21 protein-coding genes are annotated in these 21448 nt (G+C 68.2%); 11 read left to right on the forward strand and 10 right to left on the reverse strand.

The annotated features are described in order from the left end of the window. Positions 1-7 precede the first annotated feature (7 nt). A complete protein-coding gene (locus KQH53_01295; protein MCB2225281.1) occupies positions 8-436 on the reverse strand; it encodes a hypothetical protein in 429 nt (142 codons plus the stop codon). Between the two features lie 204 nt (positions 437-640). Here KQH53_01295 and KQH53_01300 point away from each other — a divergent pair, with 204 nt between their 5' ends. Further along, positions 641-1675 carry a HAMP domain-containing histidine kinase gene (locus KQH53_01300; GenBank protein ID MCB2225282.1) on the forward strand — a complete coding sequence of 345 codons (1035 nt, stop codon included), beginning with the start codon at positions 641-643 and terminating at the stop codon, positions 1673-1675. A 2-nt stretch (positions 1676-1677) separates the two neighbouring features. Here KQH53_01300 and KQH53_01305 read toward each other — a convergent pair whose 3' ends face one another. Beyond that, positions 1678-2532 carry an NAD(+)/NADH kinase gene (locus tag KQH53_01305; GenBank protein ID MCB2225283.1) on the reverse strand — a complete coding sequence of 285 codons (855 nt, stop codon included), beginning with the start codon at positions 2530-2532 and terminating at the stop codon, positions 1678-1680. 76 nt (positions 2533-2608) lie between these two features. Between KQH53_01305 and KQH53_01310 the strand changes: the two genes are divergently transcribed. The 10 genes from KQH53_01310 to KQH53_01355 all read left to right on the forward strand — a co-directional run bounded on the left by KQH53_01310 (position 2609) and on the right by KQH53_01355 (position 12164). Further along, positions 2609-3316, forward strand: coding sequence for a hypothetical protein (locus KQH53_01310; GenBank protein MCB2225284.1), 708 nt, complete (start codon positions 2609-2611; stop codon positions 3314-3316). 63 nt (positions 3317-3379) lie between these two features. Then, entirely contained in the window at positions 3380-4306 is a 927-nt protein-coding gene (locus KQH53_01315) for a hypothetical protein (protein MCB2225285.1), read from the forward strand. After that, the gene (locus tag KQH53_01320) at positions 4303-5055 is read left to right on the forward strand and encodes a hypothetical protein (protein ID MCB2225286.1); all 753 of its coding nucleotides are present in this window, start codon (positions 4303-4305) and stop codon (positions 5053-5055) included. Before KQH53_01315 ends, KQH53_01320 begins: the two co-directional genes overlap by 4 nt. Positions 5056-5190: 135 nt before the next feature. Next, complete coding sequence (locus tag KQH53_01325) at positions 5191-5391, forward strand: DUF2080 family transposase-associated protein (GenBank protein ID MCB2225287.1); 201 nt, start codon at positions 5191-5193, stop codon at positions 5389-5391. Positions 5392-5412: 21 nt separating this feature from the next. Then, positions 5413-5838, forward strand: coding sequence for a GNAT family N-acetyltransferase (locus KQH53_01330; GenBank protein MCB2225288.1), 426 nt, complete (start codon positions 5413-5415; stop codon positions 5836-5838). 267 nt (positions 5839-6105) lie between these two features. After that, on the forward strand, positions 6106-8172 hold the full coding sequence (locus KQH53_01335; protein MCB2225289.1) for a hypothetical protein: 2067 nt from the start codon (positions 6106-6108) through the stop codon (positions 8170-8172). A gap of 278 nt (positions 8173-8450) precedes the next feature. Next, complete coding sequence (locus KQH53_01340; GenBank protein MCB2225290.1) at positions 8451-8651, forward strand: DUF2080 family transposase-associated protein; 201 nt, start codon at positions 8451-8453, stop codon at positions 8649-8651. Between the two features lie 188 nt (positions 8652-8839). After that, a complete protein-coding gene (locus KQH53_01345; GenBank protein ID MCB2225291.1) occupies positions 8840-9100 on the forward strand; it encodes a hypothetical protein in 261 nt (86 codons plus the stop codon). A gap of 42 nt (positions 9101-9142) precedes the next feature. Next, the gene (locus KQH53_01350; protein MCB2225292.1) at positions 9143-11278 is read left to right on the forward strand and encodes a CZB domain-containing protein; all 2136 of its coding nucleotides are present in this window, start codon (positions 9143-9145) and stop codon (positions 11276-11278) included. A gap of 52 nt (positions 11279-11330) precedes the next feature. Beyond that, on the forward strand, positions 11331-12164 hold the full coding sequence (locus tag KQH53_01355) for a phosphodiester glycosidase family protein (protein MCB2225293.1): 834 nt from the start codon (positions 11331-11333) through the stop codon (positions 12162-12164). Positions 12165-12298: 134 nt separating this feature from the next. Here the strand turns inward: KQH53_01355 and ftsZ are convergent, their stop codons facing one another. Genes ftsZ through murD form a run of 8 tightly spaced genes read right to left on the reverse strand, consistent with a single transcriptional unit; the run spans position 12299 to position 21447 of the window. Next, a complete protein-coding gene (ftsZ, locus tag KQH53_01360) occupies positions 12299-13474 on the reverse strand; it encodes a cell division protein FtsZ (GenBank protein MCB2225294.1) in 1176 nt (391 codons plus the stop codon). Between the two features lie 23 nt (positions 13475-13497). Next, entirely contained in the window at positions 13498-14724 is a 1227-nt protein-coding gene (gene ftsA / locus KQH53_01365; protein MCB2225295.1) for a cell division protein FtsA, read from the reverse strand. Next, positions 14721-15614: an FtsQ-type POTRA domain-containing protein gene (locus KQH53_01370; protein ID MCB2225296.1), complete on the reverse strand. Its 894-nt coding sequence runs from the start codon at positions 15612-15614 to the stop codon at positions 14721-14723. Before KQH53_01370 ends, ftsA begins: the two co-directional genes overlap by 4 nt. Then, on the reverse strand, positions 15607-16509 hold the full coding sequence (gene murB / locus KQH53_01375) for a UDP-N-acetylmuramate dehydrogenase (GenBank protein ID MCB2225297.1): 903 nt from the start codon (positions 16507-16509) through the stop codon (positions 15607-15609). Before murB ends, KQH53_01370 begins: the two co-directional genes overlap by 8 nt. Beyond that, positions 16499-17875 carry a UDP-N-acetylmuramate--L-alanine ligase gene (murC, locus tag KQH53_01380; GenBank protein ID MCB2225298.1) on the reverse strand — a complete coding sequence of 459 codons (1377 nt, stop codon included), beginning with the start codon at positions 17873-17875 and terminating at the stop codon, positions 16499-16501. The genes murB and murC overlap by 11 nt, the downstream gene beginning before the upstream one ends. After that, on the reverse strand, positions 17875-18972 hold the full coding sequence (murG, locus tag KQH53_01385) for an undecaprenyldiphospho-muramoylpentapeptide beta-N-acetylglucosaminyltransferase (GenBank protein ID MCB2225299.1): 1098 nt from the start codon (positions 18970-18972) through the stop codon (positions 17875-17877). Before murG ends, murC begins: the two co-directional genes overlap by 1 nt. Continuing rightward, positions 18969-20111 carry a putative lipid II flippase FtsW gene (gene ftsW, locus KQH53_01390; protein MCB2225300.1) on the reverse strand — a complete coding sequence of 381 codons (1143 nt, stop codon included), beginning with the start codon at positions 20109-20111 and terminating at the stop codon, positions 18969-18971. The genes murG and ftsW overlap by 4 nt, the downstream gene beginning before the upstream one ends. Continuing rightward, positions 20104-21447 (reverse strand): UDP-N-acetylmuramoyl-L-alanine--D-glutamate ligase, encoded by a 1344-nt coding sequence (gene murD / locus KQH53_01395; GenBank protein ID MCB2225301.1) that lies wholly within the window; start codon positions 21445-21447, stop codon positions 20104-20106. Before murD ends, ftsW begins: the two co-directional genes overlap by 8 nt. Position 21448 lies beyond the last annotated feature (1 nt).

The following is a 21448-nucleotide window of genomic DNA, read 5'->3' on the forward strand; positions in this document are numbered from 1 at the left end:
GAAGGCCCTAGCGGCCGATGCCCTTGATGACGATGGAGCTGACCTCGTCCAGGGGGATGCGGTAGTTGCCGAAAGCGGTCTTGCCGGTGGCCTTGAGGTCGCCCTTGAGGATCACCTTCACCGTCTTGCCGTCGGCCATGCCCAGGGTGGCCTTGGTCTCGCCGTCCAGGCGGCGGATCTGGACCGATTTCACCTTGTCCAGGGGCACGGCCAGATCGCCCCGGCCCATCTCGCCGGTCACGAAACCCACGCCCTCGATGGAGAAGTGGCTCAGCTCGACCGTGGTGCCGCCCTGATCGGTCAGGGTTACCAGGTAGTTGACCTTGGGCTCGGGAATCCGGGTGGGGGCCTCGCTGCCGCCGAAGCCCATGGCCATGATGAGGGGCAGGGTGACGACGAGGGCCGTGAGGGCCAAAACGCGGTGTAGGCGCACCATGGATGAGTCTCCTTGCAGGGCTCGCAACATAGACCTCCGCGCTTTGGGCGCGGCAAAAGTTCGCTAATGAATTTGGTAGCACGCCCCGGCCCCAACCGCCAAGTAAAAAGAATTCCCGGCAGCTTGGTTGGGCCGAGGCCAGGTGATATGCTGAGGGCAATTTCGCGCCATTGCCCCTCCGATCCGCAAGGAGAAGCCGGCCCCTTGTTCAACGAAATGCGCCGCCGTTGGAGCATCATCCCCACCTGGCTCAAGGTGGCCCCGGTGGTGCTGTTGCTGGCGGGCTTAAGCCTGGCCAACCACTACCTGGCCCCCACCCGGCCCGAGCTGGCCGCCCTGGTGCAGCGCCTGTTGTTCCTGCCCCTGTTCATGTCCAGCCTGCTCTTCGGCCTCACCGGCGGGCTCATCTGCGCGGCGTTGGTCTCCCTGAACTACCTGGACCTGTGGTGGGGAGCCGGGGCTGGCGCCGACCACATGCTCCTGGGCGCGGCGGAGATGGCCCTGTATTTCATCACCGGCGGGCTCACCGGCTTTTTGGTGGACCGGGAGCGGCGCGAGGCCCGGCGGGTCAAGGAGGCCGAGAACCTGGCCTTGTTGGGCCAGGCGGCGGCGGCGGTGGCCCACGAGCTAAAGACCCCGCTCATCGCCATCGGCGGCTTCGCCCAGCGCATCCAGCGCGACCTGGAGCCCAGCCACCCCTACCGGGGCCAGCTCAACATCATCGTGGACCAGGTGCGCCACATGGAGAACCTGCTGCGCCAGATGCTGGACTATTCCCGGTCCCTGGACCTGCAACGGCGGCCCCTGGCCCTGGAGGAGCTCCTGGCCGAGGTCTTCACCCTCACCGGCTCCAGCGCCAGCGAGCAGGGGGTGGGCCTGGCCTCCAAGCTGCCCGAGGGCGGCCTGGGCCTGGCCGGGGACGCGGGGCGGCTAAAGCAGGTACTTATCAACCTGATCAACAACGCGGTGCAGGCCTCGCCCCAGGGCGGCGAGGTGCTGGTGGAGGCCCGCCGGGATAGAGACCACGTGATCGTGGAGGTGCGCGATCATGGGATGGGCATCCCCGACGGTGAGCTGGAGAAGATATTCTTCCCCTTTTTCACCACCAAGAGCGGCGGCACCGGCCTGGGCCTGGCCATCGCCCGCAAGATCGTCCTGGCCCACGGCGGCCATGTCCAGGTGGAAAGCACGCCCGGCGAGGGCAGCACCTTCCGCCTGATCCTGCCCCAGGAAGACTAGGGCTACCCCCAGCGCAGTTTGGTTCTGAGAATCTCGAAGTAGTCGCGGAAAGGCGATTCCACCAGGCGCACCGAATGGGCCGAGCGCTTGATGCGGATCTCGTCGCCGGGCTCCAGTTCCAGGCCCACCTGGCCGTCGCAGGTCAGGGTGGTGTCCCCGGAGCGCTCGCCCAGGGTGACGCACAGCTCCATGGAGGGGCCCAGCAGAAGGGGCCGGTTGGTAAGGGCGAAGGAGCAGATGGGGCTGAGTACGATGCAGTTAAGGGCCGGATGGCAGATGGGGCCCCCGGCCGAGAGGTTGTAGGCCGTGGAGCCGGTGGGGGTGGAGATGATCAGGCCGTCGGCCTTGAAGGTGGTCAGGCCGTGGCCGTCCACCGCCGCCTTCATCTCCACGATGCGGGCCAGGGCCGCCTTGTTGATCACCAGGTCATTGAGCGCGGTGAAGCCGTCGAGTGTCTCGCCTCCCCGGCGCACCTCGGCGTCGAGCATCAGGCGGGGCGGGGCGGCGTAGTGTCCCTGGAGCACCTTTTCCATGGCCGGCAAAAGCTCCTCCGGCCCCAGGGCGGTGAGGAAGCCCAGGCCGCCCAGGTTCACCCCCAGGACCGGCACCTGCTCCAGGCCGCTGGCCACCACCTGGCGCACCGCGCCCAGCATGGTGCCGTCGCCGCCCAGGACCACCACCAGCCCGGTTTCGGGCGGCAGGGGGCTCTCCGGGCCGTTGCCCGCGCCCGGCTCTCCGCCCCGCGCCTCCAGGACCAGGGAGCTGGAGCCGCGCTCGCTCAGCCAGGCGGCGAGGCGCTCGGCCTGCTGCCGGGCGGCCGGAGTCTTGGCCTTGCAGATTATGCTTACGTGGGGCATGGTGTACTCCATGAGGGAAAGCTACCAAAAGGCGCCCCGCCTAACAAGCTAATAGGCCCCAACCCCCGGCGAAGCCATGCCTGACGAACAATACATCCAAGCTCTGCAACAAGCGGTCAAGCAAGAGGTCATCCAGAACTACTTCCGCGAGCGGCGCATCGTGGAGGAGGAGATTCTCCTGGTCACCGAGGCGGCCAGCGCCTGGCTGGGGGGCATCAGCCTGTGGGAGCGCCACCGCGCCCTATTGGGCCGGGCCCTGGGAGCCCAGGCGGCGTGGGAGGAGTTCTTCGCCATCGCCGGGGTGGACCCGCCCTCCCCCCGGGGAGTGGGCCAGGCGGCCCCGGCGGTGGGGCTGGCCCGCATCCGGGGCCTGACCAAGAGCGCCCGCTACGCCAGCCTGATCAAGGGGCTCTACCAGGGCCTGGTGGCCGAAGCCGAGGCCCTGGAGGCGGAGCGCCAAAAGGCCCTGGAGCTCATGGAAGAGGTCAACCGCGACATCCTGACCTTCGAGGCCAACCACGACCTGATGATGCTGGCCTCGTATCTGCGCTCCCTGGACCCGGTGGAGCTGCAACGGCGCAAGATCCTGGGAGTGAACTTCACGGCCAAGGAAAAGATGCTCAGCGCCGAGGCCCTGACCTTCAAGCCCCTCAAGGCGGCCAAGATGGGCCTGGACCAGCCCGGGCCCCGGCCCCGGCCGGTGGGCACGGTGCTGAAAGAGGCCGCGCCGCTCATGAAAAAAATCGTGCGCAAGAAGCCCGAGGCGGGGCGGGAGTTCCTCTAAAGCGCCTTGTGGCCGGCCGCGCCGGTCTGCTATTGAATTCGGAGCACAGCGGAGCGGGAGGGCATGGCCAAACCGGCGGACAAGGTATGCGGCCTGGACCAGGCCATCGAGCGCCTGGCGCGCCCCGGCGACAGCGTGGCCCTGTCCTGCGGCCTGGAGGGCATGATCCCCTATGCCGCGGCCCACGAGCTGATCCGCCAGCGTATCGGTAACCTCACCCTCATCGCGCCCATATCCAACATCAGCTTCGACCAAATCATCGCCGCCGGGTTGGCCCGGAGGGTGGTGGCCGCCTGGGTGGGCAACGTGTCCACCGGCATCGGCTACAACTTTCGCCGCGCGGTGGAAAAGGGCCTGCCCCGGCCGCTGGAGGTGATCGACCACAGCAACTTCTCCATCACCCTGGCCCTGGAGGCCGGGGCGCGGGGCCTGCCCATGGCCGTGGGGCGCTCGCCCTTGGGCAGCGACATGGTGAAGGACAGCCCCCATTTCAAGAAAATGACCTGCCCCCACAGCGGGCAGGAGCTCTTGGCCATCAAGGCGCTCAACCCCGACCTGGCCCTGATCCACGTGCAGCGAGCCGATGCCCAGGGCAACGGCCAGGCGTGGGGGGCCAGCGGCTTCACCCGCCAGGCGGCCATGGCCAGCAAGAAGGTGCTTCTGACCTGCGAGGAGCTGGTGGACACGGAGGTGATCCGCCGCGACCCGGACCGCACCTTGGTGCCGGGCATTTTGGTGGATCACGTTTGCGAGGTGCCCTGGGGGGCCCACCCCGCCCCGGTGCAGGGCTACTACGACCTGGACAACCCCTTTTATCTTGATTACGCGGCCGCTACCCGCGATCCCGACCAGGCCCAGGCCTGGCTGGAGGAGTGGGTCTTCGGCCTGAACGGCCGGGAGGACTATCTGGCCAAGCTGGGCAGCGCCCGTTTGCGGGGGCTCATGACCCAACACAGCCTGCCTTCCGCGCCGGTGGAGTACGGCTGGTGAGCGGCTACACCCCCGGCGAGATCATGGTCTGTGCCGCAGCCCGGCGCATCGCCGACCGCGAGGTGGTCTTCGTGGGCATGCGTTTGCCGCTGTTGGCCTTCATGCTGGCCAAACAGACCCACGCCCCCAATGCGGTGGGCCTGTTCGAAAACGGCGTGCTCCGCGACCAGCCGGCCCAGGGCCCCATCATCACCATGGGCGACACGCCCAACCAGGCCCGGGCGCTCAAGGTCTGCGGCCTGGACGAGGTGATGAGCCTCTTGTCCGGGGGGCGGGTGGACCTGGGCTTCATCGGCGGGGCCCAGGTGGACCAGTTCGGCAACGTGAACACCCACCGGGTGGACACGCCGGGGGGCATGGTGCGCCTGCCCGGCTCCGGAGGCGGGGCGGACATCGCCTGCCTGGCCGGACGCCTGCTGATCATCATGAACCACGAGCGCCGCCGCCTGGTGCCCCGGGTGGATTACATCACCTCGCCGGGCTGGGGCGACGGCCCCGGCTGGCGCGGCGGCCAGGGGCTCACCCAAGGCGGGCCCGACGCGCTCATCACCTCTCTGGGGGTGTTCAGCTTCGAGCAGGGCCGCGCGGTGCTGGCCAGCCTGCACCCCGGGGTGAGCCGGGCGCAGGTGGCCGACCAGACCGGCTGGGAGCTGGCTGTGGCTGCGGAGCTGGAAACCACGCCGGAACCCACGACGGAAGAGCTCGAAATAATTAGGCGTTTCGACCCCCATCGCTTCTGGACCGCTTGATAATTTCCTTGACAAGGCGTCGAGCCGTGGCCTAGAGTCACAATGTAGCTACATTTTAAGTACCGACAAGCACGGCCCCGGGGACGCCAAGGACCCGCACCGTGCCGGTCTATACCAACCTTGAGGGCCTCTCTAATGAGTCAGAGCGACAAAAGCAGCCCCAGGGGCAAGCCCGAACCCGGCGATATCGCCCCCGACAGCCGCCACAAGGCCAAGTTCGAAGTCTTCGGCGAGGAGATGATCGAAAAGGAGGTCAAGCAGAGCGGCAACTCCGGCCGGGTGTACCTGCCGCCGGAGTGGGTGGGCAAGAACGTCAAGATCATCCGCATCGATTAACGGCAAGGCGAGGGAGAACCCGTGAATCTGCGCGCCATGAAATCCGAGGACCTGGCCGAGGTCAAGCGCATCCAAGGTCATGTGACCCGGCATGAGGTCCCCCAACCCTGGATGGACATGCTGGCCAAGCATGTGGACAACGAGTACCGCCTGGGCTTTGTGGCCGAAAAGAACGGCTCGGTGGTGGGCTTCATCCTGGGCGAGATCAAGATAGGCCATTTCGGCACCGACCTCTCGGGCTGGCTGGAGCTGGTGGGAGTGGAGCCGGGCGAGATGGGCGCCGGAGTGGGCGCCGCCCTGGCCGAGAAGCTCTTCGCCACCCTGGCCGAGCGCGGCGTGGCCAATATCTACACCACCGTGCGCTGGGACTCCGGCGACATGCTGGCCTTTTTCAAGAAGCTCGGCTTCGACCGCAGCAACTTCATCAACCTGCGCATGATGAAATAGACCCGTCTTCGGCCAAGGGCCCCTGCCCGGCCCTTGCGCGATCCAGGCAAAACCCCTGAATTATCCGTGGCGTCCCCAAGGGGCGGCCACGGATGGTTTGTTTTGGGGCCAGGCCCGCCGCCTCTGCCCCCTCGGGCAGGCATGGCAATTGCCGCCCAAGCTTGGTTACAATTAAAACAGTATGGCCATAGGGGTTTCAGCCCGGCAAGCCAAAGCACCCACCCGGAGAAAAGGCACAAGAACCCTTCAAGCCCCCAGGGGGGTTTCATGAAAAAAATCCACCTCACCCATCCGCAAGACCAGGCGACCCTTTCCGCCACCTCTCGCCGCCTGCAATGGGAGCCGGTGCGCGGCTCCGACGGGACCCGGCCCCTGCGCTACGTCTTGCAGGTGTTGGCCACCCGCCCCGGCCCCCGGCCCGGCCGCCGCGGCAAGCCCCTGCCCCTGTTCACCAGCAAGGAACTGACGCGCGGCTACTTCGACCTGCCTATCCGCGAAAAAGGCCTCAAGCCCGGCCGGACCTACTGGTGGCAGGTGAAGGCCCTGGACCAAAGCGGCCAGGTGGCGGCCATGAGCGAAAAGCGCCGCTTCAAGGTGCGAAAAATCTCCACCCCGGTCCATGAGATCGGCGGCGAGTTTCGCCTGCCCGAAGGCGGCCTGGTGACCGCCGAGATCGGCACCGCCCTGGCCGCGCCCCTTTGGGCCACCCTGCGGGAGAACATGGTCCCTCCCGCGCCAGTGGCCTGGGGCAAGCCGGTGAAGATCCGCCTGCGTGGGGAGGCAAGCTCCGGGGACAGCGAGGCTCCTCCCGAGGTCCCCGGCGCCACCGAACCCCTGGCCATGGTGTGGGGCCATGAGGCAGGCGAGGTGTACCTTCCTTTTTTCCTTGCGCGCAACGCCTGCCTTCATTGGGACTTGAGCTACATCGACGGCTGCCAATGGGTTCTTCTGCAGGTCAGCGGGCCGGATGGCTTCAGCGAACCCAATGGCGGCAACGTTTTGGAGGACGCCGGGGTCATCAATTACTATTGGGGGCCTCCCCGCGTGTCCTGCGGCTACGATGAGATTGAAACCAGTTACGGCCCTCCGCCCGCGGGCACGCTCATATCCGCCCAAAATATCGATTTATTAAGGGGTGTGGATGCCTCCGAGACCATACAGCCGCCCAGCGGGTTGAATCCGGAGATAGTGCGCCGGATCAGGACCGTTCCCTGCGATGAAAGCCGGCAGCCGGTGGATATGGCCTCGGACCCGGTGACCATACGATGCGTGCGTTATCCGGTGGTGGATATCGGCGCCCTGAGAGTGGAGTGGACCTGGGGCGAGCATCCGGGGCGGGCGCTGGAATTCTCGCTTATGTTCGAGGAGCCTTTCCCTAACGTCCTCGCCGTGCGCCTGGACGAGGAAACCGGGATCATGGTGCCGGTAACCGCCCCGTCAACCTTGCTTATTTACACCCCGCCCCGCCCTTCCATGCTGCATGAGAGCTCCTGCGCCAACCTGAGCCTGACCATGAACGGCGAGCCGGTGGAGCGGCGCAACCGCGTCTGCCTGGCCTCGGGCCACCCCACCTGCGATTGCTTTGTCATACCCCTGGACCCCTGGCCCCACGCCGCGGGCTATGACTTCCGCCTGACCCAGGAGTGGCGCGGCGGCATCAGCTACAACACCTTGTGGGACTTCCTGGACCCCGGCTTGGTCGCCGCGATTATCCCCGGGGTGCACCCTTCCTGGAATTATTGCGGGGGGGTGTATCAAGATTACGACTCGCTCTACGGCAGGGAGGATCTGCCCGAAGAGGGCACCAACTCGCCGTTCTACCGGTACCACTCGCTTACCGGGAACTGCCTTCCAAGGGGCATGGTGGGCACCTGGAGCCTGCCGATCGTGTACGGGATATCCCAATTCAACGATTTCCTGGGCAGCACCTTCCGGGGAACCCGCACCGTGACCCACGATGCTTCCGGGGGTGCGGTTGACGAGTTCTATCTGGACGAGCCGGTTGGCGAGCGGGAGGTGGTGGTCCGTTTCGAGACCGACAACCCCAACGATCTCAAGTTCATCCTGCCCAACACTCATTACCCGGTCATTATGCGCGAAACCAGGGGCTCCCGCGATGTGCGTTGGGAGGTCAAGTATTTGGACGGCGTTGCCGCCGGCTTGTACACCACCGGCCGCTCGGTGAACATTTTATACGGCGGACGCCGGGGCACCGCGGCGGGCCGGTCGCGCTTCACGCCGCCCCGGCTGGAAATATGGCTCTCGGTCCTGGTGGGCAGCACCCGGGGAGGGGAAATATGGGCCGATATCTACTACGATCTCAGGGCTGATTGACAACTCAGCCGTCCCGGCCCGGCCCCTCGCCGCCTCCAGCCGCAAGCAGCCAATCGTTCCCGGCTCCCGGCCAGGGCGGTCGGGATTGGTCTCCCCGGCCCCTATGCTAAAAAAAACATAATTGCCCTTGGCGCCGCCCAGGGGCCGGATTAATCTTGACGGCCACCCGGCAGGGCCGTATGGTGGATATTATATAGCTATAATGTATTCACATTATAGCCTGTTCACCGGGCCCATGCATCGGGCCCCCCGATCAACGGCAGGGAACGTCAGCACCCATGAATCAGCTCAAAAGAAAACCAGCCAGCCTCGAGCCCCGTCCCCTGAAGACGGGCCTACCCGACCAGGTCCATGTGAAGTTCGAAGTGTTCGGACAAGAGATGATCGAAAAAGAAGTCAAGCGCAGCTCCAACTCCGGGCGGGTGTATCTGCCCTCGGAGTGGGTGGGCAAAAGCGTGAAGATCATCCGCGTGGACTGAGCCGCCGCCGGGGCCGCCCCCCTGCCCCCACCCGGGGCGCGGCCGGGCGCGCCTCGGGGGCCATATCCGCAACCCCGTATAAGTCCTAGACCTTCACCACCAGGCAACGTTATATTAGGGTGGTTCGTCCGGACCGGGTTATCTTGCGCCCGGCCGAGACCACAGCGAGCCGGAGGCGCGGGAGGGCCATGATCTGCCATGCCCAAAGAGAGGCCGAACTGAAGGCCCAGGGCTGGACCAGGCAGTTCACCGCCGACGAGCCGCGCCTGAGCGAGGCGGTGGAGAGCTACCGCGCCCTGGGCTTTGAGGTGCTCCTGGAGCCGGTGGACCCGGCGGCCTGCGCGGCCGAAGGAGGCTGCACCGCCTGCTTCGGCTCGCCGGAGGCAGCCGCCAGGCTAAAGATCATCTTCACCCGGGCCAAGACCGGGGACGCGCGGACGCGAGCCTAATCACCCGCCGGGGCCGGGCCCCGGGCATACCGAGGGTTAGTCATGGGATGGATCAACCGAATGGGCCTCAAAGGCAAGCTGGCCACCATCTTCGTGGGAGTGACCCTGTTGATCGCCTTCTGCGGCATGGCCGGGGCCACCATCATCTTTTTTAATATTCGCACCACGGCCACCGACCTGCGCAACCATGAGCTGCCTCTTTTGGAGGCGGCCAGCCGCGCGGTGGTGGACCTCTACCGCCTGCGGGTGCGCACCCTGCGCTACCTGGGAGGCTGGCACGAGGACGGCGCCGAGCAAAACACCGTGGCGGTGAGCCGCTACTGGGAAAGCGTGGACCAGGCCCTCAGGCATATGGGCCACGAGCTGGCTGCCCTGCGGGAAGGCCGCGAAGCCCCCCATGCTCAGGAGCTCAAGAACCTTTTGGACCGGGCCGACCGCGAGGCCGAGCAACTCAAGCAGCAGCAGCGCCAGTTTTTCGCCCTGCAATCGGCCCGGAACCGCCTGATGGTCCGGCCGGAGCCGGGCGAGCCGCCCCTGCCGGTGGGGCAGTTCCTGCAAGGGGCGATGCTCAACCATTTGATCTGGACCGGTCAGCTCAAGCAGGCGGTGGAGAACCGCACCCCCTTCCGGGGGGAGCTGGACCCCCGCAAATGCGCCTACGGTAAATGGTATTACAACGCTTCCATCGCCGCCCCCAAGCTCAAGGATATCCTGGGCCGGGCCGAGGGAGTGCACCAGGAGACCCACCAGGTCGCGGCGCGCATCAACGCCCTGCTCGCCAAGGGTGGGGACAGCCTGGGGCTGGCCGAGCAGATGCACCAGGCCCAGGCCCTCTCCAGCCAGCTCATTCAGGTGCTGCGCGAGGCCCAGACCTATGCCGAGCTGCGCTACAACTCGCTTAGCGGTGAGCGGGTCAAGCTGGAAAAGACCATCTCCATCACCTCGGAGGCCTTCGCCGGCACGGTGCGCGCCTTGAAAAAAGGCACCATGGCCCTCATCGACTCGGCCAGCCTGCGCTCGGTGCACACGGTCAACTCGGCCACCATGAGCTTCGGAATCATCATTCTGGGCGCGGTGCTATTATCCCTGTGGCTGGGGCGCTGGTTCTCCATGAACCTGCTCAAGGTGGTGCGCTCCACCAACCAGGCCCTGGAAAGCGCGGCCCAAAAGGACCTCACCGGCCATATACCGCCAGAGATTCTGGCCCGGGGCGACGAGCTGGGCCACATGGCCATGAACGCCCAGCAGATGACCGACATCCTGGCCGTGACCGCGAACGAGGTGGCCGCCGCCTCTCACACCGTGGCCAGCAGCGCGGCCCAGATAAGCCAGGGCAACCAGGATCTGAGCGAGCGCACCCAGCAACAGGCCAGTGCCATCGAGGAGACGGCCAGCGCCCTGGAGGAGATGACCAGCGCGGTCAAGCTGAACGCGGCCAACGGCCAGCAGGCCAACCACCTGGCCCACCAGGCGGCCGAGCGGGCCCAAGAGGGCGGCCAGGTGGTGCAGCACACCATCAAGGCCATGGACGAGGTGAGCCAGGCCAGCGCCAAGATCGCCGACATCATCAGCGTGGTCAACGACATCGCCTTCCAGACCAACCTGTTGGCCCTCAACGCGGCGGTGGAGGCGGCCCGAGCCGGCGAGGCGGGGCGCGGCTTCGCGGTGGTGGCCGGCGAGGTGCGCAACCTGGCCCAGCGCAGCGCTCAGGCGGCCAAGGAGATTCAGGGCCTCATCGGCGACAGCACGAGCAAGGTGGAGCAAGGCGAGGAGCTGGTGCAGCAGAGCGGCAAGCTCCTGGAAGAGATCATCGCCAAGGTGCAGGAGGTGGCCGACACCATGGCCGAGATCTCGGCGGCCAGCAGCGAGCAGGCCCAGGGCATCGACGAGATCAACCGGGCCGTGGCCCAGATGGACCAGTCGGTGCAGCAGAACGCGGCCCTGGTGGAAGAGGCGGCCAGCGCCTCGGAGAGCATGGCCGCCGTGGCCGAGGAGCTGCGCCTCCAGATGGCCCAGTTCAAGGTGCAAGGCGCCGAGGCGGCCCCGGCCCCCACCCCGGCTCCGCGTCCGGCCAATCCCCAGCCCGACGCGGCCCAGCGCCCGGCCAAAGGCAACCGCCCGGCCAAGGGCGAGGATTTCTTCGGCGACGACGATTTGAAGGGCTTCGAGGAATTTTAAGCTAAACGTTTGATGAGCTTGTCATCGCGCTCGAGTAGGGCTAAGATTCTTCATGCTTCGCATCGTTTCCATGGCCCTGGTTCCCCTGCTGGCCGGGCTGCTGGCCGGCTCCGGGGCTCTTTGGGCTGCCGAGCCCGCCAAGCCACCGGCCCTAGAGTGGCGGACCCTGGCCCCGGGCCTGGAGTTCGCCCTTAGCGAGGAGCTGGCCCCGGCCCGCAGCGGCAGCTCCCTGTTGGCCCTTTTGCGGGTGGACCCCGGCCGCTACGCCTTCCGCGTCCTGGCCGCCCCGGAGGGCGAGGACGGACAGACCGCCGAGCAGTGGCTGGAGCAAAGCAAGGCCCTGGCCGTATTCAACGCCGGGCTCTACACCCCCGACGGCAAGCACCTGGGCTATCTCATGGCCGACGGCAAGTGCCTGAGCCCCATGGTGCCCCAACAGGACGGCCTGTTCCTGGCCGGCCCCCGCGACCAGGAGCATCTCCCGGCCCGCATCATCGACCTGCGCTACACCTCCTTTGACCCCAAGTTCAGCCCCTACACCCAGGCGGCCCAGTCCCTGATGCTCCTGGACCGTTTCGGCCAGGTGCGGGTGCGCCGCTCGCCCAAGGTGGCCAGCCGCACCGCCTTGGCCAGCGACAACGAGGGGCGCATCCTGGTGGTGGTCAGCGAAGGGGGCCACACCCTCTGGGAGCTGGCCCAGGCGCTGAAGAACAGCGGCCTGGGGCTCCGCGAGGTGATGACCATGGACGGCGGGGCCGAGTCCCAGCTGGAGGTGCGCTGGGGCGACTTCTCCTACGCCCACTACGGGCGGCCCATACCGGGCGGCGACCTGCCCTGGCTCAGGCGCTCCTTGCCCGCGGCCCTGGCCGTGTTCCCCAAAAAATAGCTTGCTTCGGAAGGTGGGGGCCGCCGGAGCCGAGGGTGCGGCCCCGGCGGCCATGGGCATGGTGTCCCGGCCCCCTCCGCGCCGAAGGCGCGGGGCTGGGGACCGGTGGTTGGGGTGCTTAGGTAAAGTCCGTGCTAGTCGGCCTGCCTTCTAAGGAAGGCGGGCCAATCCAGGTCGTTGCTGTCGCGGCCCGCGCTCCCCTGCCGGGGTCCGGGGGAGGAAGCTCCCCGCGAGGAAACGCTGCCGCGCCTGAATTTGCGCACGTTGTTCTCGTCGATCTCGCTGATGTCCAGCTCGGCCGAGCCGCCGCCCACGGCGACGCGCTGGACCTTGCAGGTCTCTTCCATCTGGCCGATGCCCGTGGCGATGACCGTCACGCGCATGCTCTCGTTCAGGCTCTTGTCGATGACCGTGCCCCAGATGATGTTGGCGTCCTCGTGGGCCGCCTCCTGGATGAAGGTGCTGGCCTCGCTCACCTCGTCAATGGTGATCTCGTCGCTGGCGGTGATGTTGACCAACACCCCGCGGGCCCCGTCGATGGTGATGTCCTCCAACAGGGGGTTGTTGATGGCCCGGGTGGCCGCTTGCAGGGCGCGGTCGTCGCCGCTGGCCTCGCCGGTGCCCATCAGGGCCACGCCCATCTCGCTCATCACGGTGCGCACGTCGGCGAAGTCCAGGTTGATCAACCCCGGAGTGATGATCAAATCGCTGATGCCCCGGACCGCGTATAGCAAGACCTCGTCGGCCTTTTGCAGCATGTCCGCGAAGCGGGCGTTCTTGGGGGCCAGGGAGCGCAGGCGGATGTTGGGGATCACGATCAAGGTGTCCACCACCTTTTTGAGCTCCTCCACCCCGTTCTCGGCCTGTACCAGCCGCCGCTTGCCTTCAAAGTCGAAGGGCTTGGTGACCACGGCCACGGTGAGCGCGCCAACTTCCTTGGCCACCTCGGCGATCACCGGCGCGCCGCCGGTGCCCGTGCCGCCGCCCAGGCCCGCGGTGACGAAGACCATGTCGCTGCCCGATAGCAGCTCCTTGATCTTGTCGCGGTCCTCCAAGGCGGCCTGACGGCCCACCTCGGGGTCGGCGCCGGCGCCCAGACCTCGGGTGAGGTTTTGGCCCAGCTGGAGATGGACCCTGGCTTTGGAATGCTCCAGGGCCTGCAGGTCGGTGTTGGCGGCGATGAACTCGACGCCCTTGAGACCCGCGGTGATCATGTTGTTCAAGGCGTTGTTGCCGCCGCCTCCGATACCCACCACACGCAGCTTGGCGCTGCCGTCGAGGTTATCGATCATTTGGATTTCCATGCTCATAACAACCTCCCCCGTGAGGTTTCCTAGATGACTTCCTTGAACCATTTGCGCATACGCTTGGTGACCCGATTGAAGATCTTCTGGTCGCGTATGCGGAACTTTTCCTCGTCGCGGTTGTGCGCGCCGTAGAGCAGCAGGCCCACCGCAGTTGCGTACATCGGATTGTTGACCACGTCACTGAGGCCCCCCACGCCCAGGGGGAAGCCCAGGCGGGAAGGCATGTTGAAAATCTGCTCGGCCATCTCCTCCATGCCCTCGATGAGCGAGGAGCCGCCGGTGATGACCACGCCGCCGGCCAGGGCCGGGGCGTCCACCACCTGCTCCAGCTCCACCTGGGCCAGGGAGAGGATCTCCTCCACCCGCGCCTCCAGGATCTCGGCGATGATGGCCCGGCTCACCTTTTGCGGCGGCCGCCCGCCCACGCCCTCCACGGTCACCGCCTCGTCGCGGCCCACCAGGGAGATCAGGCAGGAGCCGAAGTTGCGCTTGAGCTTTTCGGCCGAGGCCACCGGGGTGCGAAGCCCCATGGCCAAATCGGTGGTGAGGTTGTTGCCCCCCAAGGCCACCCCGGCGGTGTGCTTGATGGCCTGGCCCGCGAACAGGGCCAGGTCGGTGGTGCCGCCGCCGAAGTCCACCAGAATCACCCCCAGGTCGCGTTCCTCGGGGGTCAGCACCGCCTCGGCGCTGGCCAGGGATTGCAGGACGATGTCGCCCACGTCCAGCCCGGCGCTGTTGCAGCACTTGATCAGATTGTGCACGCTGGCCACCGCGCCGGTGACCAAGTGCACGTCGGCCTCCAGGCGCAGGCCGCTCATGCCCACCGGGTCGGTGATGCCGCTGCGGCCGTCCAGGGTGAACTGCTGGGGCAGGATGTGGATCACCTCGCGGTCGGTGGGGATGGCCACCGCCCGGGCGTTGTCCACCACCCGCTCCTTGTCCTTGGCACTCACCTCGTCGCCCTTGACCGCCACCACGCCGTGGGAGTTGAAGCCCTTGACGTGGCCCCCGGCGATGCCGGTGCTCACGGTGGTTATCTCCACCCCGGACATCAGCTCGGCCTCTTCCACCGCCTTTTTGATGCTGCCTACCGTGGTCTCGATGTTGACCACCACCCCCTTGCGCAGGCCCTCGGAGGGATGGCTGCCCATGCCCAGGACCTCGACGCCTTCGGCGGTGACCTCGCCCACCACGGCGCAGATCTTGGTGGTGCCTATGTCCAGGCCCACGATTATTTCGCCGCCCTTTTTCATGCTTTCTCCCGCCCCAGGCGCACCACCACCCGGCCCCGGGGCTCCATATCGATCAAGCGGGCCCGGCCCAGTTCGCCCCGCCGGGCCAGGTCCGCCTTGACCCGGCCCAGGCGCATGAGCCGCCGGGGGAAATTCTTGAAGCCCAAACGCACCACCGGGGGCAGGCCGTTGAACACCAGGCTCACCCCCCACACCCGGTCCAGGTGCATCTCGCTTAGGCCGCCGCCGGGGCGCAGGTCCTGCGGCGGCAGGGCGGCCAAAGCGGCGCGGCCCGCCGCGATGAGGCCCAAGGCCTCGTCGTCGGGCGCGGCCAGGTCGGCCCGGCTCAGGCCGGTGATCACCGGCAGGTCGGGCAGGGCGCGCTTGTCGTGGGCCGCGATGGGCCTCAGCTCGCGGTCCAGGTATACGATCCGGCCTTCCACCAGGGCCAGCAGGGCGGGCCGCCGCTCGCTGACCTCGATGATCACCGTGCCCGGGAACTGGCGGCGCACCGAGGCGTCGCTGACCCAGGGCAGGGCCTTGACCCGCTGGGCGATCTCACCCACCGGCAGGGCCAACAGATTGCTGTGCGAGCCCACCTCGGCGGCCTGCAAAACGTCCAGGCGGCTCAGGTGGTCGGTGCCTTTTACGTCGGCCCGCTGCACGGCCAGGGCCCGGCTGGTGGACAACAGCCCCCAGCCGGTGAGCAGGGCCGCGCTGACCAGCAACACGATGCCCAGGCCCCAGGCCAGAGTGCGGGCCAGGGAGCGGGCCGCCGTGTTCAGCGGCTTGTCGGTCTTCACGGCCGGACGCCGCCGGGCCACCCGCTGGGCATCCAGACTGCCCTTGCAGGCTTGGCCGCGCTTGGGCCGCGCCGTGGCGGCGCGCTTATTGACCCGCCGCTTAAACACCCAACACCTCCACCTCGGGCTCCAGGCGCACCCCGAAGGCCTCCATGACCTTGATGGCCACGGTGTTGATCAGGCTGAGGATATCGCCCGCGCTGGCCCGGCCCCGGTTCTCGATGAAATTGGCGTGCACCCGGCTGACCACCGCGTCGCCCACGGCCAGGCCCTTCAAGCCCGCCGCCTCGATGAGCCGCCCGGCGTGGTCGCCCGGCGGGTTCTTGAACACGCTGCCCGCGGTGCGCGCCCGGATGGGCTGGCGGGTGCTGCGCAGGGCCAACAGCGCCTTGCGGCGGCGCTCCACCTCGGAGGCGGTGGAAGGCTTGAGCCGAAGCTCCGCGCCCAGCACCATGCTGCCCGGAGGCAGGCCGCGCCGGCGGTAACCAGCGGGCAGCTCGTTGCCAGGCTTAACCACCACCTCGCCGCTGGGCAGCAGGAGGCTCACCGTGCTGGTCAGCTCGGCCATGTCCCCGCCGTGAGCCCCGGCGTTGGTGGCCACCGCGCCGCCCAGGCTGGCCGGAATGCCCGCCGCCCATTCCAGGCCGGCCAGGCCCTGGCGCGCGGCCAGGCGCACCGCGCCGGGCAGGGGCGCGCCGCCCCCGGCCCGCATCACCGGGCCCTCCAGGATCAGCTTGCCCAGCTCGCCGCCCAGGCGGATCATCACGCCGGGATAGCCTTGGTCGCCCACCAGCAGGTTGGAGCCGCGCCCCAGGGGCTTGCAGGCCACGCCCGCCGCGTCGCAGGCGGTGACCAGCCAGGCGGCCTCGTCCGCGCCGCGCACCCGGGCCAGGCACCAGGCCGGGCCGCCCACGCCCCAGGTGGTGTGGCGGCTCATGGGTTCGCCGAAGCGGGCCCTCGCCCCCAGGCGGGCGATGATCTGCTCTTTGAGCTCAGGCGTCATGGCCCGTCACCATCTCCTCGCCCAGGCGCCAAACGTCGCCCGCGCCCATGGTAAGCAATACGTCGCCCTCTCCCAGCAGCTTGCCCAGGCGCTGGGCCGCCTTTTCCTTGCCGCCCACGTACTCCACCGAGCGGTGGCCGTGGGCCCGGATGGCCTCGGCCATGGCCTCGGCGCTCACCGAGGGGTCCTCGGCCTCGCCGGCGGCGTAGATGTCCAGCACCAAGAGCTCGTCCGCGCCGTAGAAGGCGGTGGTGAACTCGTCGAACAAATCGCGCGAGCGGCTGTAGCGGTGGGGTTGGAAGGCCACCACCAGGCGCTTGTCCGGCCAGCACTCGCGGGCCGCGGCCAGGGTGGCCTTGATCTCGCTGGGGTGATGGCCGTAGTCATCCACCACCAGGGTCCCGCTTGGCGTGGTGCCCTTGGCCTCGAAGCGGCGCCCCACCCCCTCGAACTCGCCCAGGGCGGGCATGGCCTTGGCCAGGTCCACCCCCAGCTCGCGGGCCACGGCCAGAGCGGCCAGGGCGTTCTGCACGTTGTGGCGGCCGGGCAGGGGCAGGCTCACCCGCCCGGCGGCCTCGCCGCGCAAATAGAGCGCAAAGGAGCAGCCCAGGCCATCGGGCTTCAGGTCCCGCGCCTGCACGTCGGCCTGGGAGGAGAGCCCGTAGGTAACGGTGCGCTTGTTCACCCGGGGGATGAGCCCGGCCAGGCGGTTGTCGTCCAGGCACAGGATGGCCGCGCCGTAGAAGGGCACCTTGTTCATGAACTCCACGAAGGCTTCGTCCAGGACATCGTCCGCCCCGTAATGCTCCATGTGCTCGCGGTCCACGTTGGTGACCACCACCACCACCGGGGTTAGCCGGGTGAAGGAGCCGTCGCTCTCGTCGGCCTCGGCCACCAAAAACTCGCCCGAGCCCAGGCGGGCGTTGGAGCCCAGGGCGGCCAGCTTGCCGCCCACCACCACCGTGGGGTCCAGGCCGCCGGCGGCCAGGAGCGTGGCCACCAGGGAGGTGCAGGTGGTCTTGCCGTGGGCCCCGGCCACCGCGATGCCGTACTTCAGGCGCATCAGCTCGGAGAGCATCTCCGCCCGAGGGATCACCGGGATGAGGCGCTCGCGGGCCCCGATCACCTCGGGGTTGTCCTCGTGCACCGCCGAGGAAACCACCACCACGTCGGCCCCTTCCACCTGGTCGCCGTGGTGGCCCAGGCTGATCTTGGCCCCCAGCTCGGCCAGACGGCGGGTGGTGTCGCTTTCCTTGAGGTCGCTGCCGCTCACCCGGTGGCCCAGGTTGATCAGCACCTCGGCGATGCCGCTCATGCCGATGCCGCCGATGCCCACGAAATGGATGCGCTGGTGCCGTTGATACATCAGGCCGCCTCCTCCATGAGCGCCAGGCAGGCCGTGGCGATGTCCTGGGCCGCGTCGGGCCGGGCCAGCTCGCGGGCCTTGGATTCCATGGCCGCCAGGGCCGAGGGGTCGTCCATGAGCCCGGCGATCTCGCTGGCGGCGCGTTCGGGGGTCAGTTCGGCGTCGGGGATGAGCCGCGCCGCGCCTTGCTCCACCAGGGCCAGGGCGTTGAGCATCTGGTGATCGCCCGCCGCGAAGGGGTACGGCACGCAGAGCATGGCCCGGCCGGTGGCCAGCCCCTCGCTCACCGCGCCCGCCCCGGAGCGGCAGAGCACCAGGTGGGCTTGGCCGTAGCAGCGCCCCACCTCGGGGAAGAAGGGAGCCACCTCGGCGGCCACGCCCGCCTTGGCGTAGGCGTCGCGCACTTCTTCGGCTTGTCTTTCGCCGGTCTGGTGGATGAAAAACATGCGCTTGGTGCGCTCTCCCAAAATTTCCAGCGCGCCCATAACGGCGCGGTTCAGGCTGGCCGCGCCCTGGCTGCCCCCGATCACCAGCACCGTGAAGCGCTCTCCCGTTGCCGCACGCTCTTGGGCCTCGGCCTGGGCAATGAGCTCGGGGCGCACCGGGTTGCCGGTGAACACCGAGCGCCCGGCCGGGAAGTGCTTGGCCGCCGCCTCGAAGGCCACGAAGATCTTCTTGGCCGCCTTGCCCAAGACCTGGTTGGTCAGGCCGGGCACCGCGTTTTGTTCCTGCACCGCCAGGGGCACGCCCTTGAGGCGCGCGGCCAGGCCCAGGGGCAGGGCCGCGTAGCCCCCCACCGCCAGCACCAGGCCTGGCTTGCGCCGGGAGATGAGCCCCATGGCCCGGAGCACCGAGCCCGGCACCACGGCCAGGGCGGACAGGCGGCTCATGAGCCCCTTGCCCCTGAAGGCCTTGGCGGGCAGCACCTCCTGCTCGTAGCCCGCCGCGGCCAGGGCCTTGCTCTCCAGGGGCCGCCCGGCGTTCACGAAGGCCAGCTCCAGGCCGGGGCGTTGGGCCAGCATCCGGCCGGCCACGGCCATGCCCGGGAACAGATGCCCGCCGGTGCCTCCCCCGGCTATGAGCACCGTGGCGCTCAACACTTCCTCCGGCTTCCCGCGGCCACGCTGAGGAGCAGGCCCACGCAGGAGAAGTTGACCAACAGCGAGGAGCCGCCGTAGCTGATGAAGGGCATGGTAAGGCCCTTGGTGGGCAGCAGGCCCATCACCACCCCGGCGTTGATGAACGCCTGCAACCCGATGATCAGGGTGGCGCCCATGGCCAGGTAGGTGCCGAAAAGCTCCCGCGCCTCCAGGGCGATCTTCACGCCCCGCACGATGATCAATAGGAACAGGCCCACCACCAGCAGCACGCCCCACAGGCCCAACTCCTCGCCCAGCACGCTGAAGATGAAGTCGGTCTGGGGCTCGGGCAGATAGAAGAGCTTTTGCTTGCTGGCCCCCAGGCCCACGCCCCACAGCCCGCCCGAACCCAGGGCGTAGAAGCTGTGGATGATCTGGAAGCCCGCGCCGCCCGCGTCGCTCCAGGGGTCCAGGAAGGCCAGGATGCGCTTGAAGCGCCAGGCGTAGTGGGAAACCATGAACCAGCCCAGGGGGGCGGCCAGGGCCAACAGGCCCAGGAGGTAGCTGAGCCGCACCCCGGCCACGAAGAGCATCAGGCAGGCCAGGGTGAACAGGATCACGCTCATGCCCAGATCCGGCTCCAGGAGCACCGGCAGGATGAGCAGCGCGGTGACCCCCAGATGGGGCAGCAGCCCGTGGGACAAGCTCTTGACCTGGTCGCTGTGGCGCGAGAGCGAGTAGGCCAGGTAGATCACCAGGGCCGGCTTGGCCAGCTCGGCCGGTTGCAGGGAGAAGCCGCCGAACCGGAGCCAGCGCACCGCGCCGCCCGCCTCGTGGCCCACTCCGGGCACCAGCACCAGGAACAACAGACCCAGCACCGCGAACAAGATGGGATAGGCCAGGCGCTCCAGACGGCGGTAGTTGAACAAGGCCAGAGCGATCATGATCGCCACGCCCACGGTCATGTGCAGGCCCTGGGCCTTGAGGAAATAGTGGCCGTCCAGATAGCGCCGCGCGGCCAAGGCGCTGCCGGCGGAGTAGACCATGAGCAGGCCCACCCCGGCCAAGGCCAGGGCCGCCAGGAGCACCCAGGGATCGCCCACCCGCGAGACCGGGGCCTCGGGGGCGTTGGAGCCGCTGAGCACGGCCTCACTCATGGCACACCCCCTTGACCAGGCTCTGGAAGTGGTCGCCCCGCTGGGCATAGCCGGTGTAGGCGTCGAAGCTGGCGCAGCCCGGCGAGAGCAGCACCGCCTCGCCCGTCTGGGCCCGCTCCAGGGCCAGGCGGAAGGCCGAGGCCAGGTCCGGGGCCACCTCGGCCGGGGCATAGCCCACCACCTGCTGATAGATGCTGGGCCCGGCCTCGCCGAAGCACACCACCCGCGCGGCCCGGCGGCCCAGCAGGGGCCCCAGCTCGGCGAAGCGGCCTTCCTTGTCCTGGCCGCCCAACAAGAGCACCACCCGGCGCTCCATGGCGGCCAAGGCGGCGGCCACCGCGCCCACGTTGGTGCCCTTGCTGTCGTCGAAGAAGATCACCCCGTCGCGCTCGCCCACCCGCGCCAGGCGGTGGGCCAGCCCCGAGAAGGCGTCCAGGGCCCGCTGCATGGCCTCGAAGTCCGCCCCGCAGGCGGTGGCGGCCAGGCAGGCGGCCAGGGCGTTGAGCCGGTTGAAGCCGCTGGCCAGGGGGCCTTCGCCCAGGCTCAGGGCGGCTTGCCCCGCCGGGGTCTCCAGGACCAGGGCCTCGCCGTCCAGCCAGCCGCCGGGGTGGTAAGGCCCCACCGCGCCGTAGCCCCACACATTGGCCGGGGCCAGCTTGCGGCGTTGCCAGGTGGCCTCGTCGTCGGCGCAGAGCACGGCCACGTCGTCCTCGGCCTGGTTGGAGAGCAAACGGAACTTGCTGGCCGCGTAGGAGTCGAAGTCCGGGTAGCGGTTCAGATGGTCCGGCGAGATGTTGAGGATCGCCGCCACCCGGGGCCGCATCCGGTCCATGGTGTCGGTCTGGAAGGAGCTTACCTCCACCACCGCCCAGTCGACTTGGTCGCTCTCGGCGGCCATGTCACACAGGGGGCGGCCCAGGTTGCCGCCCACCAGGGTGCGTAAGCCTGCCTGCTCCAGAATCTCGCCCACCAGGGTGGTGACGGTGCTCTTGCCGTTGGTGCCGGTGATCATCACCGAGGGGCAACGGGTGAGGCGCCAGCCCAGCTCCAGCTCGCCGATCACCGGGGTGCCGGCCTGCACGGCCTTTTGCACCTCGGGCAAACGGTGGTCCACCCCCGGGCTGAGCACGATTAGCTCGGCCCAGGCGAAATCCGCCTCCTGGTGGCCGCCCAGGGAAAGCTCGGCCCCGGCCTCGGCCAGCTCGGGCGCGGTGGCCGGTGAGGGATGGTTGTCAGTGGCCCGCACCAGGGCGCCCTGGCGCAGGCAGAGCAGGGACGCCGCCCTGCCGCTGGCCCCCAGACCCACCACCAAAACCTTTTTGCCCTTCAGCTCCACG

It is taken from the genome of Desulfarculaceae bacterium, from assembly GCA_020444545.1.
Taxonomy (GTDB): Bacteria; Desulfobacterota; Desulfarculia; order Desulfarculales; family Desulfarculaceae; genus Desulfoferula.

What these genes read in the sequence shown, in the direction of transcription:
- KQH53_01295 (MCB2225281.1), bottom strand. Translation starts at nt 436, where the DNA reads ATGGTGCGCCTACACCGCGTTTTGGCCCTCACGGCCCTCGTCGTCACC.
- KQH53_01305 (MCB2225283.1), bottom strand. Translation starts at nt 2,532, where the DNA reads ATGCCCCACGTAAGCATAATCTGCAAGGCCAAGACTCCGGCCGCCCGG.
- KQH53_01310 (MCB2225284.1), top strand. Translation starts at nt 2,609, where the DNA reads ATGCCTGACGAACAATACATCCAAGCTCTGCAACAAGCGGTCAAGCAA.
- KQH53_01315 (MCB2225285.1), top strand. Translation starts at nt 3,380, where the DNA reads ATGGCCAAACCGGCGGACAAGGTATGCGGCCTGGACCAGGCCATCGAG.
- KQH53_01325 (MCB2225287.1), top strand. Translation starts at nt 5,191, where the DNA reads ATGAGTCAGAGCGACAAAAGCAGCCCCAGGGGCAAGCCCGAACCCGGC.
- KQH53_01335 (MCB2225289.1), top strand. Translation starts at nt 6,106, where the DNA reads ATGAAAAAAATCCACCTCACCCATCCGCAAGACCAGGCGACCCTTTCC.
- KQH53_01340 (MCB2225290.1), top strand. Translation starts at nt 8,451, where the DNA reads ATGAATCAGCTCAAAAGAAAACCAGCCAGCCTCGAGCCCCGTCCCCTG.
- KQH53_01345 (MCB2225291.1), top strand. Translation starts at nt 8,840, where the DNA reads ATGATCTGCCATGCCCAAAGAGAGGCCGAACTGAAGGCCCAGGGCTGG.
- KQH53_01350 (MCB2225292.1), top strand. Translation starts at nt 9,143, where the DNA reads ATGGGATGGATCAACCGAATGGGCCTCAAAGGCAAGCTGGCCACCATC.
- KQH53_01355 (MCB2225293.1), top strand. Translation starts at nt 11,331, where the DNA reads ATGCTTCGCATCGTTTCCATGGCCCTGGTTCCCCTGCTGGCCGGGCTG.
- ftsZ (MCB2225294.1), bottom strand. Translation starts at nt 13,474, where the DNA reads ATGAGCATGGAAATCCAAATGATCGATAACCTCGACGGCAGCGCCAAG.
- ftsA (MCB2225295.1), bottom strand. Translation starts at nt 14,724, where the DNA reads ATGAAAAAGGGCGGCGAAATAATCGTGGGCCTGGACATAGGCACCACC.
- murB (MCB2225297.1), bottom strand. Translation starts at nt 16,509, where the DNA reads ATGACGCCTGAGCTCAAAGAGCAGATCATCGCCCGCCTGGGGGCGAGG.
- murC (MCB2225298.1), bottom strand. Translation starts at nt 17,875, where the DNA reads ATGTATCAACGGCACCAGCGCATCCATTTCGTGGGCATCGGCGGCATC.
- ftsW (MCB2225300.1), bottom strand. Translation starts at nt 20,111, where the DNA reads ATGAGTGAGGCCGTGCTCAGCGGCTCCAACGCCCCCGAGGCCCCGGTC.